We start from the raw sequence: 13,237 nt of genomic DNA on the forward strand, positions 1-13,237 counted from the left end.
CGGTTGTTGATCGGGCAGGCCGATAAGGTTGCTTCCGGCTACATATGACCAGTTCGGAAGCGCCGAGTCGAACAATCGGCACGACAGCGGGGACAACCGATGGATGTATCAGGAGGTGGGGTGGGAGAGCTCGATCTGGCGACGGTGCGGGCCTTCGTCGCCGTCGCCGACGAAGGCCGGTTCAGTGCGGCCGCGGCGCTGCTCGGCATCAGCCAGCAGGCGGTGTCCAAACGGATCGCCCGGCTGGAGAACCAGCTCGGCCTCGACCTCTTCGACCGGATACGCACCGGCGCGGCTCCCACCGCACCCGCCGCCCGGTTCCTGCCGCACGCGCGCGCACTGCTCGCCGTCGCCGACGAAGCGGTGGCCACGGTGGTGCGGCGGCCGCGGCCGCTGCGGGTGGCGGTACTGGGCGAGCGCGCGACCGAAATGCGGGCCATGCGCTACTACCTCGGCCGCCACCCCGACCGCGATACCGAGATCGTGCTGACCAACGCCTTCGTCACCTCCCGGGACGCCCTGGTCGCGGGCCGGGTGGATGCGGCCGTGGCCCGCGCCGCGGGCGGGCCCCGGCCGCTGCCCGCGCGGATCGCGGCCGTCCCGTTCCTGCTGGACCCGCTGCATCTGCTGGTCGGCAAGGATCATCCGCTCGCCGGACGCGCGGCGGTCTCGCTCACCGAACTGGCCGGGGTGACGGTGTGGGTGCCGGGAACCTCGGTGGAATCGGAGTGGACCGACTACTACCGCGAACTGAGCCGGTACTGCGGCGTCGTGATCGACAGCAGCCGCCGGTCCGAACTGTTCCCCGAGGTCGCCCCCGGCCGCGGGCCGGCGCCGATCGCGATGGTGATCGAGCACATCGCCGATTCGGACACCCTCGCGACCTTCAGCGCCGAGGGTTTCGAATCCCCGTGGCACCCCCATATCCGCCGGGTGCCGATCGTCGACCCGACCCCCGCCTACCCGCACGCGCTGCTGTGGGACCGGACCGACCCGCACCCGGGTATCGCGGATCTGATCGCCTACTTCCGCGCCAACTACAACCGCGATATCGCGCGCGACTGCTGGATCCCGGAGATCGACCGGCTCTTGTTCGTCTCCCCGTAGCGGGGCCGGCACGCGCACGACGCACGAGGCGCCGGCGACGTGCCCAGCAGATCGAGCAAATCGAGCACGCCGCGCCGGTCGGCGCGGACGGACGACCGGGTCGCTCAGGCCGAGCTGATCCGGTAGATGCGCAGGTCCTCCGGTACCCCGCTCAGCGGCGCGGCGAAGAAGCTGCGGCGGTAGGGGCGGGCGATCTGGCCGAGTTCGGCCAGGGTCTCGGGTTGCAGCGCGGCCAGCGTGGTGTGGGAGACCATCATCTTGCCGTTGCCGCCGGCCTCCATCACCCGGGCGGCGATGGTGACGTCCACCCCCAGCCAGTCGCCGCCGATTTCCCGCGGTGAGCCGGTGTGCAGGCCGATCCGCATCCGGGGCCGGTAGTCGCCCGCGCTCACCTCGGCCAGATTGCGTTTCGCGGCGATCGCGGCCTGTACGGCCCGGTCCGCGGAGGGGAATACCGCCATGACGCCGTCGCCCATCCGTTTCACCACCTGGCCGCCGCGTTCGGCGATGGGAGGCTCGATGGCCTTGGCCACCTTGCGCAGCAGCTCCAGGGTGGCTTCGTCACCCGCGGTGAGCGACCAGGAGGAGAAAGACACCAGATCGGTGAACATCACCGTCATCTCCTCGGTGCCCTTACCGCGACCGAGGCGTTCGAGCATCGCCTGCCAGACCTGTAATGCGCCGAACCCGATCTCGCGTGCCGCACTGGGATTGTCGCCCACCAGCCGGTCCGCGGCGCGGGCCACCGCGCGGGCGCCGCCGGGCCCGGTCACCGAGAGCGGGTCACCGAAGGCGGGGTCGCCGGGCAGTTGCTGCCGGGCCCGGCGCAGGACCTCGATCACATCCGGGCGCTGGTTGGCCACGCTCATCAGGGCCGACAGCGGATGGACACGGCGCACCGCGTCGTCGGCGGCGCCGTTCTCGGGAGCCGGCCCCACCGCCGGCTCGTCGGTGGTGGCGTGATCGGCGCCCGGCGCGGCGGCGCTGTCGACCTCCGGCTCCGGTACGGCACGGCCGGAGGGCTTTTCGTTCACGCCCCGAGGGTATCTCAGGGAATCGGACGTGAGGGGAACGCTGAGAATCGTCACCTGTCGCCTCTCTATCGGAGGAGTGCGGCACGCCGTTGGGTCCGCCGATGGAAAACGTTCGGTGCCTGACCCCGATCGTAGCGACGACCGGCGGGTGGTCGGTGAACGCTTGGTTACAGATATTTGGCAACTCGTGAAGAGTCCGGCCGTCCGCGCGGGCGATCGGGGTGAACAACCACACTGCGTGATCACGACCACCGGCCCGATGCGTCGCGCACCGGGCCGGTGGTAAGTGCACTCCGACGACCGGGCAGTGGCCGCCGGCGTGCGGGGCGCGCGATCCTCCCGACAAGGCCGCGCTACCCACTACCCGAGCGGCGAGGGAAGCGGCTCGGGCGGTTCGGTCAGGCGTCGCGCTGGTTGACCACCACCAGAGCGACACCGGTGACGAGTGCGACGAAGGCGATGAAGTAGACGAGGCTGCCCCATACACCCCAGTGCCAGTTGCCCGACGCCATCGACTCGTCCATCAGCGCGAACCGGCTCGCGTTCTGGAACGGCAGGAACGCGCTGATCTCACGTCCTACTTTACCCAGTGCGCCGACCAGCGGTTCGATGATCAGCTGCCAGAGCACGATCAACGAGATCGCCGCCGCCGACTGCCGGACCAGCACCCCGATGGCGATGGCCAGGACCACGTTGAGGAAGGCCAGCACGGGTATCGAGTAGAGGGCACGCCAGTTGCCCTCGAGGATCAGGGTGGACCCGGCGTCCCCGGCGACCGCCTTGGCCACCGCGTACGCGGCGAAGGCCAGCACCGTGGTGAGCGCAGCCGCGTAGAGCCCGACCAGGCCCGCCTTGGTGCCGATCACCAGCATGCGGTTGGGCACGGCCTGGAAGGTGGTCCGGATGATCCCGAACCGGTATTCGCTGGTCACGGTGAGGGTGGCCATGATGGCCAGCACCATCACCCCGAACCCGCTGATCCCGAGGAACGCGGTGTCCACGGTCAGCGCGGGGGCGCCCGAGGCCTGCGGGTCGTCGGCGGCTATCCGCCCGATCAACCCGAACAGTGCGGCGAAGCCGACCGCCAGGCCCACCACGATCAGCGAGCACCACCACGGCGAGCGGGTCGAGGTGAGTTTGATGCGTTCCGCGGCGATCACACCCATTACTTGGTACCTCCGAGAACCTCGGCCTCGACCGGCTGGGCCGGGACGGCCGCCGGTGGGGCCGCCGCCACGTCACCCTGCGGCCCGACCTCACCGTGATACTGGACATCCCCGCCGGTCATCCGCATGAACGCCTCCTCCAGCGAGCCCCGCTGCGGGGCGAGTTCGTAGAGGGTGATGTTGTGGTCACCCGCCAGGGCGCCGACCGCGTCGCTGGTGACCCCGCTGACCACGAGCGCCGCGCCGTCGGCGTTGCCCTCGTTCTGTTTCACCGTCATCCCGTTCGAGGTGAGCAGGCTGCGCAGCTCGTCGAGCTGCGGGCTGCGCACCCGCACCGACGACTCCGACGCGCGTTCGATGAACTCCGCGGTCGTGGAATCGGAGATGAGCCGGCCGCGGCCGATGACCACCAGGTGCTCGGCGGTCTGCGACATCTCCGAGAGCAGATGGCTCGACACCAGGACGGTGCGGCCCTCGGCGGCCAGTCGCTGCATGAACCGCCGGATCCAGAGGATGCCCTCCGGGTCCAGGCCGTTGACCGGCTCGTCGAAGAGCAGGACTTTCGGATCGCCGAGCAGGGCGCCCGCCAGGCCGAGCCGCTGCGACATGCCCAGGGAGAATCCGCCGGCGGATTTACCCGCCACCTCGGACAGGCCCACCAGTCGCAGGACCTCCTCCACCCGGGACTTCGGCAGGTCGTTGGAGGCCGCCATCCATTCCAGGTGAGCGCGCGCCGAACGGTTGGGATGTACCCATTTCGCGTCCAGCAGCGCGCCGACTTCGCGTAACGGGTGTTTCAGCTGCCCGTACGTTCTGCCGTTGATGAGTGCGCTTCCCGCGGTGGGGCGATCCAAACCGAGGATCATGCGCATGGTGGTGGATTTACCGGCGCCGTTCGGTCCCAGGAACCCGGTGACCTGACCGGGTTGCACGGTGAAGGTCAGGTCCTGGACCGCGACGGTCTGCCCGTAATGCTTGGTCAAGCCCCGGACTTCGATCATGCCGACCAGCATGCCCTATCCGCGATGGGCTCGCGTCGCCCTATGGTCGCCATCCGCACTCATCCTGGAGGATGACGTACGACCGTTCCGGTGGGTACAAGTCCGTACGGGTAGGTCCGCACGCCGGAAATTCACCCGTTATCGAACTGTGCTGAACGGCTCTGAATAAACGGGATGGTGACAACCTGTGACACGTAGCCGGGGTACTCGCCACTGAGTACCGGCCATCGTGCGGGATCCCACAAGGTTGTCGAGGTCGGCGAGCTGGGCGACAGGGCGTACGCGGAAGAGCGGTACCCCGGCCGACGAAAAGTCCGCCCTATTGCGCGAAGGTGACAGGTTGTCACTGTCCTCGCAGTAGCGCGACGGTGAACCCGACCAACCCGAGAGAGAGCAGGACCAGAGCGAGACCGTGGCCCGTCACAGCTGCACGACCGGCCAGCGTTGCCCGCGAGGGTAGACACACACCGGAGTGACCAAAGCAGCGTGCTCGGTGATCGCGTGCCGTACCGCGTCGGCGTGCTCGAATGAGGGGACGACCACCGCGGCCGCGCAATGTTCCATGATGGCGCCGGCCATGATCAGGGCGGTTGCCAGCGGGCCCGTATCGAGGCGGACTGTCCACACGAGGCGGTAGCCGTGTCGGTCAGCGACCCGGAAGACGTCGACCCCGTTCCCCTGGATGTCCTTGCGGATCACCGCAATTGCCCTCGGCAGTTCTCCAACCATTGCGCGCCCCTGCATCCCCCGACCCCGACAGTTGGAAGGCACCCGGCTCGGGCGTCGGGGTTCAACCCGGGCCGGGTGCTGATTTCAGCTTCAACCTGGCGGGCCCCGTGAAGTACCAAGGGTTTTTGTCATGCTGTTGTCAGGGGCTGAGACAGGATGGGGATCGATGAGCACACAGGTGGGCGTCGGCCAACGCGTAGCGGAGATGCGGAAATTGATGGGGTGGTCGCAGCCGCGGCTTGCCAGGGAAGCGCACATTTCGGTGTCGCTGGTGCGCGCGGTCGAACAGGGGCGTGCCCCGGCCAGTTCAGCATTCGTGTCCTCGTGCGCACGCGCCCTGAAGGTGTCGCCGGCCGAACTGCTGGGGCAGCCGTACCCGCGGACCACGACCGAACAGAGTGACGTGGCCGCGGGTATCGCAGTGATCCGCGTGGAGCTCGCGGCGCACGATCTCCCGGCGGCCGGGGTGAAGCCGCGTCCGTTTGCGGCGATCGCTGCGGATGTGGCGCAGATCCGAAAGCACCGGCGGGAAACGAACTTCTATCGGTTGTCCAGTGATTTGCCCGCGCTGCTGACCGAGGTGCGCGCCCTGGTCCACAGCACACAGGGACGGGAGCGTGAGAAGGGTTTCCTGCTGCTGTGCGAGCTGTACACGTCGTCACGGAGTCTGGCGCACAAGCTCGGCTACACCGACCTCGCCACGCTGGCTGTCGAGCGCATGACCTGGGCGGCATCGCTGTCCGGGTCGCGGTTGTGGATGGCCTGCGCGCAGTTCCATCGGGCATCGGTGCTGACCTCGGCCGGTGACTGGAATACTGCCTTGGCCTATCTGGAGCAGTGCCGTCATGACCTCGAGTCCGCGATTGACGGAGCGGACCTCGAGAGCCTGATTTCGTGGGGAACCCTGCACTTGCAATCCGGCTTGGGCGCGGCCCGGTCGGGTGACCGTGACGCTGCGGACACTCATCTGGCCGAGGCGCGATCTGTGGCCGCACGGGTTGGGTCCGCCGATTTCCATGATCCGGTGATGAACTTCGGCCGGGCGAACACGGATATCTGGGCGGTCGGGCTGGCCGTGGAAATGCTTGACGGAACCGAGGCGATCAAACGCGCCGAGAACCTCATACTTCCCGCGAACACCCCGAAGTCCCGGGCCGGGCACCTGTACATCGACCTGGCACGGGGGTTTCTCCTGCACGGCGACCGGGCGAAGACGCTCGATGCGCTGAACACGGCCCGGAAGATCGCGCCGACACAGACCCGGTACCACCCGATGGTGCATGAGACGGTACGGGTGCTGGCCCGGCAGGAAGCACGGAGCACGGAGAGCCTGCGCGGTTTCGTCGCGTGGTGCGGCGTCGGCCAGTGAATCGCTCCAGCAGCAGCCTCGCACTCGATGACGCCGGTTCTCCGACCAGTTCTTCGACAGATACACGGTGTACGGCGCAGCAATATTCCCCGCTATGGCAGCGACCGACAACCTCATCTCCGCTGTGCTGGTCAAGGACGGTTGTCGCACACGAGAACGGCACGCCCCGTCACTGATAATCCGCTGTCGTCCGCGATGGACCTGTCCACCCGATCGGCCAACTGCTACCGGATCGGATATCAGCAGACTGGCTCTGGAGCTGAAGGCAGGCCGCCGTTGAGCTAGCCAGTGCTCCCGGCGGCCGCCGGAGCACTGAAGCATCTTCAAGAGCCGGTATCATTGCTCCAGCACCGGAGCTGCGGCGGCGGCCAGGATGCTGACAACGAGTAACTACGTGCCCTTCTACGCGACGCCACACCGGAACGCTCGAGGGTTTCCGCGAGGTTTCCGTATCTGGTCAAGCAACCCGGATACCACTGTCCCCCACCAGGGCTGGCAGCAGTTGGGAAGCACTCGAGCCAGGCAACGGCCGGGGCCCGCCCATCCTGGAGGATGACCCGCACTACGGCTTGGCACCCACCCGCGAGGGGTCGGGCTCGGGGCTCTACCGCCCGGGTGAGGACGCCTGGGCCCAGAACCGCTTGGGAATCCGCCCCGCTTCCCGCGCCCGGTAGCCGGCCCGCACTGCGTCGGCCATGGCGGCGGCCATCAGCGCGGGATGCTTGGCCCGGGTCACCGCGGTGGCCAGCAGCACCGCGGAGCAGCCGAGTTCCATGGCGAGCGCGGCGTCGCTGGCGGTGCCGATACCGGCGTCCAGGATCACCGGCACCTGGGCCCGGCTCACGATCATCTCGATATTGTGCGGGTTGCCGATACCCAGACCGGTGCCGATCGGGGCGCCCAGCGGCATCACCGCCGCGCACCCCGCGTCCTCGAGCCGCCGGGCCAGCGCCGGATCGTCGTTGGTGTAGGGCAGCACGGTGAAACCGGCGTCCACCAGCTGTTCGGCGGCGTCGATCAGTTCGACGGCGTCGGGCAGCAGGGTGCGGTCGTCGGCGATCACCTCGAGTTTGACCCAGTTCGTATCCAGCGCCTCGGCCGCCAACCGGGCGGTGAGTACCGCCTCGGCGGCGGTGCGGCAGCCGGCGGTATTGGGCAGCGGCGCGATATCGAGCCGTTTGAGCAGGTCGAGCACGCCGGTACCGCCCGCGGCGTCGACCCGCCGCATGGCGACCGTCGTCAATTCCGTCCCCGAGGCCAGCAGCGCCTCCTCCAGGACGGTCAGGTTCTCCGCGCCGCCGGTGCCCATGATGAGCCGCGAACCGAAGGTGCGGTCGGCGATGCGCAGCGCTTCGTCAGCCACCTTGGACCGCCGTGAGCACATCGATCTCCCAACCGCGACCCACCGGTTCGTCCCAGCGCGATTTGGGGAACACGGCGCCGTCGACCGCCAGCGCCACGCCCTGGCACGGCAGTTCGAGCCGTTCCAGCAATTGGCGCACCGTGAGCTGTTCGGCGAACTCGTGGTCGATCCCGTTCACCGTGACCCCGATCGGCACGGGCGATCCGTGCGCCGGTGGGCCTTGTGTGGACGACTGTGTCATCGACTACCTCCTGAGGGTGTGGATGCCGTGAACCGGTGCGGATCGGCCGCCGCGGCCGCGGCCAGCGGTCGCCCGCTCAGCTCGGCGACCACCGCTTCGGCGGTGAGCGCGCTGGTCAGCATGCCGTTACGGCCGTGTCCGGTGGCCGCGATCACACGGTCGGACAACCGCCCGATGAGGGGAAGATTGTCGGGGCTGCCGGGTCGCGCGCCCGCGGCGGCTTCGAGCAGTTCGTATTCGCCGATACCGGGCAGCACCGTTTCGGCGTCGCCGATCAGGTCGCGGACCCCGGCGACCGTGACCGCGGTATCGAAACCGGCCTCGTACTGGGTGGCGCCGAGCACCAGGCCGTCGGCGCGGGGCACGAAGTACACGGGTCGGCCGTGCACGCGGGCCCGTACGACCCGGGTGGGCGGCGGTTGCGCGCCGGGCCGGTGGCGTAGGCGCAGGATCTCGCCCTTCACCGGCCGGACCGGCAGACCGGGCCACAGTTCGGCCGAGGCGGCGCCCGCGGCCAGGACCACCTGCCGGTGATCGAGTTCGGTGAGGTCGCGGACGCGGTCGGCGTGTACGGTCACCCCCGCTTCGGCCACGGCCTTGCGCAGCGCGGTCAGCAGCCGGCGGTTGTCGATGGCCGGTTCGGTGGGCGCCAGCAGCCCGGCACGCACCGTACGGGCCAGCGCCGGTTCCAGTTCCCGGACCCCGGCCCGGTCCAGTATCCGGAGTTCGTGACCGCGCTCGCCGACCCATTCGGCGACCGTGCGCAGGTCGGCGGCATCGGCGGCGTCCTGGGCGATCGTCAGGGTTTCGGTGGCGACGAAGACGTCCACGCCGGTGACGGCCTCGAGACGGGCCGCGAAGTCCGGCCAGGCGGCCAGTGCGGCGGCACCGAACTCCAGTACCGCGTCCTCGCCGGGCCAGCCCTCCGACAGCGGCGCGAGCATCCCCCCGGCCACCCAGGAGGCACCGCTACCCACCGCCGGATCGAACAGGCCGACCGTCCAGCCCGCCGCAGCGGCCCGCCAGGCCACAGCCAGTCCGATCACCCCACCGCCGACGACGGCGAGGGTCGTATCGGTGGCCGGTTCGCTCACCTGCGCCACCTCCTCCGGGGCCCGCGGTGGAGCGCGTCGGCGGTACGGCCGGATCGATGGATCGACGCCGGGCTACATCGCGCCGGTCGGGTCCGGCTCGCCGCCCGCGCCGAGCGCGCGCATGTTCGCACTACGTTCCACCTCCTGCAACTTCTCCACGTTAGCGCGGCTACCGTGGCAGTTGTGCAACCGTCCTCCGCTCGCCGACCGCTGCCCCCGCGCGACCGCCTCACCACCGCCCGGCTGTACCTGTGCACCGACGCCCGCCGGGAGAAGGGGGATCTCCCCGAGTTCGCGGAAGCGGCCCTCGCCGGCGGCGTGGACATCATCCAGCTCCGGGACAAGGGTTCGCCCGGGGAACGGCAGTTCGGTCCGCTCGAGGCCAGGGGCGAACTCGCGGCGCTCGCCGAACTGAAGGCCGCGACCCGCCGTCACGGCGCGCTGCTCGCGGTCAACGATCGCGCCGATATCGCGTTGGCGGCGGGCGCCGATGTGCTGCACCTGGGCCAGCAGGATCTGCCGCCCTGGTACGCCCGCAAGATCCTCGGCCCCGATGTGGTGCTCGGACGGTCCACCCACGACCGGGAGCAGGCCCGGCTGGCCGCGGGTGAGGAGAACCTCGACTATTTCTGCACCGGTCCGGTGTGGGCGACCCCGACCAAACCGGGGCGTACCCCCGCCGGATTGGATCTGGTGCGTGTGACCGCGGAATCGGCGCCGACCCGGCCATGGTTCGCCATCGGGGGTATCGACGGCGCGACCCTTCCGGAAGTTCTGGCGGCGGGCGCCGAACGGGTGGTCGTGGTGCGGGCGATCACCGCCGCCGCGGACCCGGAGGCCGCGGCGCGTGCACTGAAGGCTGCGCTGCTGGCCGCCTGAGCCGCGCTGCCCGGAGCCCGACCGGCTCGATTTCGGTATTGCGGACCATCGAATTCAAGGCGAGTGAGGGCGGCGCGCTGTTACTTCGATGAGCCGATTCGGTTCGGAGGTACAAGCGTGCCCAGCTCTTCGGTGGACAGGAGCGCGACCTCGAATCCCCTCGGGCGCAACCCCTTCGGGATGGTCTCGGCCCCGAAGGGGTTGCGGGCAGTAGCCTTGCGATGAGAACTGTCCACGACCGAATGGATCCACTGGGCAAGAACTCAGGACACACGGAGCAGTGATGTGACTCACAATCCCTGAAGGGCACGAGGTTGAGCCGGAGTGCCGTAACAGACATATGACCACCAACCCAGAGCCATACACCTCAGTATTCAGCGACGCCGAGAGGCTAAGCTGCGGGCCTTTCTGTGGACCTGTCTTGAACTCGTGGCACCGCCAGAATCCCCTCCTCGGCCCGGACGACCCACAAGCGTCATCCGAGCATCACCCGGCCTTACATGGCTCGCAGCCCCTCACTCTCCACCACGGAGTCCTCCGCGCAAGTGAGCCGACCCGGCCAGAATATGTCTCGGTTCCAATATCACGATCCAGGAATGCGGAGTCAGATCGAGAAATCGAGGCAATTGGATACTGGAACCTTCGATGGGAAGCGGCGCAATTCCGCCGTCGAACGCCGGGACTCGATCGGCTTCCTCCGAGGATTTTCGATATAGCTTCCCGGGGTGATATCAACATCATGTTCATACCCCGAACCGAAGTCAGATATCACGAATACGCACCGTTGTATCATCTTATCCCCCGGGCAAAGCTTGAGCGTTTCGGAATACCCTCGCTTAAACCAGGAACCTGGCCCCCATACCGCCGCGACGATACTCCACCAGGATTTCTTCCTTCCGATTTTTCAGAAAGACTGAGCCGAGCATGGTCGAGTATTATTTGGCGTTATATCATGCCTCAAACGCCCTTGGGTGGGTTCTCATCCACGGACTCCATTAAAATACTCTCACACAGCCTGGACTTTTGGATTCCGCCAGCTACAGAGGTCATCGAAGAGCGCTTGCGTGAATTCCCTCTCTTATTTGAAGGTCCATTTCTCGATAGTCCGGCCCGGTTTATCGACGGCTCAACACTGGACGGTGCATCGTTTGGTAGCCCTCGCCTCTCCGGCCCCGTGTGGGCTGGCGAAGTTTGCGCCAGCAAGGTGGCCGCTCAGATCGCAGAGAAAGCCAATGCAGACGGTCGGCTTAAAGGAATACTGGATGCCATCCGCTCGAATCGAGTAGAGGAAGATTTCTCACCACACTGGTCATACGCTCGCGAGGATTTCGAACGAAAACTTTACCGCAAGCGCTCAAGGATCAAGGTCAGATTTGTTGAGTTGACTGATAGTGTAATAGTTCAAAGCCCAGAGACCGAAGTAGTGGACCAGCTCGTCCTGGGCGATTTCCTTTCGATCCTCAACGAGCGCGAACGGGAGCTGGTCGTCCTTCTGTACAGCGGCGAAACACGCATCGGGGAAATTTCGAAGATTATGGGATATAAAGGACACAGTACGGCCTCGAGGCGACTGGATAAGATCCGACGAAAAGCGCAAAAGTTCTTTACGGAGACCGCCTAATTATTCCATTTGTATCGACCCGGATTTGGACTAGCAACATGCCTAAGAAAGGCCCCGTGGCCACTAACCTTAATTCGATCAGCTGGAGGTTGGCCATAGAGATCTCTGTACGCTTTTCGAGTCTCTCGGTCGTCCTGACTCTGACCCTGTTGAGCGCCCTACTGATTCACTAATTGAGCCAGACTGGTGAATCCACGGAACCACGCAATCGGTGTCGCCGTCACCGTCACCGATGATGTCTCAGTGCGGGCACGACTACGGCCACCCGTCATCGGGTGGCCGTAGTCGCTCTCACAGCTCAGCAGCTCCCAGCGGATCCGCTATGCCCGTGCCCGCGGCCGTGGCCTCGACCGCCACGGTGGATCTGGTCGCCCTGCTTGATCTGGGTCTGATCAGTGGACGTGTCGGTCTCGTCGGCGGGCTGGAGCACCAGCGGAGTGGCGATAGCGGGGGCCGCCAGGACCGCGGCAGGCGCGAGGACGAGCGAGGCCGAAACTGCGACGCGTACCAGCACGCGGCCGAGGCGCTTGTCAGAAATCATCTGCACTTCCTTACTCGATTACATAGCGTCGGGCGATGGACGCCCTTGCACCAATTCGGGATTCGCGCCCAGAACGAGCGTTGGATCCGGTTTGGGCGGTTTCCACCGTAGCGTTGTATCGGCACACTTCCCCCAGGTGGGATCCACCTCTTATGCCCCTCGTACCTCTTCGTGAGAGGCCGTAGCTGCATCAACTGGTGATCGGCACAGCTACCCGTGACGGGTTGTCCGGGTCGCCCCATTCCACGTAGATCTGGTTTGGGAGCGGAGCTCCCCAAGTCGCGACCATCATGAAGTCCAACCCTTCGCCTGGGCGCACCACCGCGTCAGTAGGCAGCCCCCGGGCAATGGTCACGATCTGCGAGGCATCGATAGAGACATGCTCCGCCATGACGTCCCCGGTATTCCGCAGTACGTATCGATGTCCCCCTGGATGCTCGACTTCCCACGTCACCGTCTCACCGGTACTACCTGCCGCCATCGGTGTAGGTCGTCCGGTGAGCAATGCTCGCTCGGTCAATAGATTCGCCCGCTCAGCGGCCTCTGCACTGCGCCGCGCCGACTCCGCAGACTGCTGCTCCCACTTGAGTGACTTCACCGCATTCGTGGCGGCGTAAATGGCGGTCCCCAGCGCGACAACCGATACACCAGCGCTCGCCATCGCGGCTGCATCCCCTACATCCATGGCAGCGGAGACTACCCAGTACGCGCTGCCCCGGCGTGCGAACTCGTTTCCCACCGATTCCGCTGCACCTACCGACGCGGGCCGATACCGCCCGCGGCGTGTCCCCTGCCAGTGGGGATCGAACGGCCCCGGTCTCTTCCGGGGCCGTTCTCACGTCCCGGGCCCTACGACGCCAGGCAACTCACCCGGTGGTAGCCACTCCGGCCACCGCTCCCCGCCGTGTAACCGTCCCACTGGAAATCGAACGCGTTGGGGTTCTCCCGCTGCACCTCGACGGTCGCCCGCCGCACGGCAAGCGCATCCCCCGCCCGGTCGCCCTCGATACGAATGGACTTCCGTTCCGGCATCGAAACCTCCTGATATATAGGACCGATCGATTCTCGCCGCGCTGTCAAACCACCCCCCGT

14 protein-coding genes are annotated in these 13,237 nt (G+C 67.0%); 4 read left to right on the forward strand and 10 right to left on the reverse strand.

What is annotated here, in order from left to right; genetic code table 11:
* The first annotated feature begins 120 nt into the window (after positions 1 to 120).
* Positions 121 to 1,107 carry a LysR family transcriptional regulator gene (locus ABZV91_RS18800; RefSeq protein WP_355243001.1) on the forward strand — a complete coding sequence of 329 codons (987 nt, stop codon included), beginning with the start codon at positions 121 to 123 and terminating at the stop codon, positions 1,105 to 1,107.
* A 104-nt stretch (positions 1,108 to 1,211) separates the two neighbouring features.
* Here the strand turns inward: ABZV91_RS18800 and ABZV91_RS18805 are convergent, their stop codons facing one another.
* From ABZV91_RS18805 to ABZV91_RS18820, 4 genes are all read right to left on the reverse strand, one after another.
* A complete protein-coding gene (locus ABZV91_RS18805) occupies positions 1,212 to 1,976 on the reverse strand; it encodes an adenylate/guanylate cyclase domain-containing protein (RefSeq protein WP_355243112.1) in 765 nt (254 codons plus the stop codon).
* Between the two features lie 563 nt (positions 1,977 to 2,539).
* Positions 2,540 to 3,307: an ABC transporter permease gene (locus tag ABZV91_RS18810; RefSeq protein ID WP_355243004.1), complete on the reverse strand. Its 768-nt coding sequence runs from the start codon at positions 3,305 to 3,307 to the stop codon at positions 2,540 to 2,542.
* Positions 3,307 to 4,308: an ATP-binding cassette domain-containing protein gene (locus tag ABZV91_RS18815; RefSeq protein WP_355243006.1), complete on the reverse strand. Its 1,002-nt coding sequence runs from the start codon at positions 4,306 to 4,308 to the stop codon at positions 3,307 to 3,309. The genes ABZV91_RS18810 and ABZV91_RS18815 overlap by 1 nt, the downstream gene beginning before the upstream one ends.
* 420 nt (positions 4,309 to 4,728) lie before the next feature.
* Complete coding sequence (locus ABZV91_RS18820; RefSeq protein ID WP_355243009.1) at positions 4,729 to 5,037, reverse strand: hypothetical protein; 309 nt, start codon at positions 5,035 to 5,037, stop codon at positions 4,729 to 4,731.
* A gap of 130 nt (positions 5,038 to 5,167) precedes the next feature.
* Here ABZV91_RS18820 and ABZV91_RS18825 point away from each other — a divergent pair, with 130 nt between their 5' ends.
* Positions 5,168 to 6,406: a helix-turn-helix transcriptional regulator gene (locus tag ABZV91_RS18825; RefSeq protein ID WP_355243012.1), complete on the forward strand. Its 1,239-nt coding sequence runs from the start codon at positions 5,168 to 5,170 to the stop codon at positions 6,404 to 6,406.
* Between the two features lie 604 nt (positions 6,407 to 7,010).
* Here ABZV91_RS18825 and ABZV91_RS18830 read toward each other — a convergent pair.
* From ABZV91_RS18830 to thiO, 3 genes are read right to left on the reverse strand one after another with little or no spacing between them, the layout of a single operon-like run.
* The gene (locus ABZV91_RS18830; RefSeq protein ID WP_355243015.1) at positions 7,011 to 7,790 is read right to left on the reverse strand and encodes a thiazole synthase; all 780 of its coding nucleotides are present in this window, start codon (positions 7,788 to 7,790) and stop codon (positions 7,011 to 7,013) included.
* Entirely contained in the window at positions 7,762 to 8,010 is a 249-nt protein-coding gene (gene thiS, locus ABZV91_RS18835; protein WP_355243018.1) for a sulfur carrier protein ThiS, read from the reverse strand. Before thiS ends, ABZV91_RS18830 begins: the two co-directional genes overlap by 29 nt.
* On the reverse strand, positions 8,007 to 9,104 hold the full coding sequence (gene thiO / locus ABZV91_RS18840) for a glycine oxidase ThiO (protein ID WP_355243021.1): 1,098 nt from the start codon (positions 9,102 to 9,104) through the stop codon (positions 8,007 to 8,009). The genes thiS and thiO overlap by 4 nt, the downstream gene beginning before the upstream one ends.
* A gap of 183 nt (positions 9,105 to 9,287) precedes the next feature.
* Here thiO and thiE point away from each other — a divergent pair, with 183 nt between their 5' ends.
* Positions 9,288 to 9,983, forward strand: coding sequence for a thiamine phosphate synthase (gene thiE, locus ABZV91_RS18845; RefSeq protein ID WP_355243115.1), 696 nt, complete (start codon positions 9,288 to 9,290; stop codon positions 9,981 to 9,983).
* Positions 9,984 to 10,722: 739 nt separating this feature from the next.
* Positions 10,723 to 11,604: a hypothetical protein gene (locus tag ABZV91_RS18850; protein WP_355243024.1), complete on the forward strand. Its 882-nt coding sequence runs from the start codon at positions 10,723 to 10,725 to the stop codon at positions 11,602 to 11,604.
* A 298-nt stretch (positions 11,605 to 11,902) separates the two neighbouring features.
* Here ABZV91_RS18850 and ABZV91_RS18855 read toward each other — a convergent pair whose 3' ends face one another.
* The 3 genes from ABZV91_RS18855 to ABZV91_RS18865 form a co-directional block, all read right to left on the reverse strand.
* Positions 11,903 to 12,145 carry a hypothetical protein gene (locus ABZV91_RS18855; RefSeq protein WP_355243027.1) on the reverse strand — a complete coding sequence of 81 codons (243 nt, stop codon included), beginning with the start codon at positions 12,143 to 12,145 and terminating at the stop codon, positions 11,903 to 11,905.
* A 190-nt stretch (positions 12,146 to 12,335) separates the two neighbouring features.
* On the reverse strand, positions 12,336 to 12,830 hold the full coding sequence (locus ABZV91_RS18860) for a hypothetical protein (protein WP_355243030.1): 495 nt from the start codon (positions 12,828 to 12,830) through the stop codon (positions 12,336 to 12,338).
* Positions 12,831 to 12,994: 164 nt separating this feature from the next.
* Positions 12,995 to 13,177, reverse strand: coding sequence for a hypothetical protein (locus tag ABZV91_RS18865; protein WP_355243032.1), 183 nt, complete (start codon positions 13,175 to 13,177; stop codon positions 12,995 to 12,997).
* Between the last annotated feature and the right edge of the window lie 60 nt (positions 13,178 to 13,237).

This window comes from Nocardia sp. NPDC004568, assembly GCF_040609955.1.
Taxonomy (GTDB): Bacteria; Actinomycetota; Actinomycetes; order Mycobacteriales; family Mycobacteriaceae; genus Nocardia.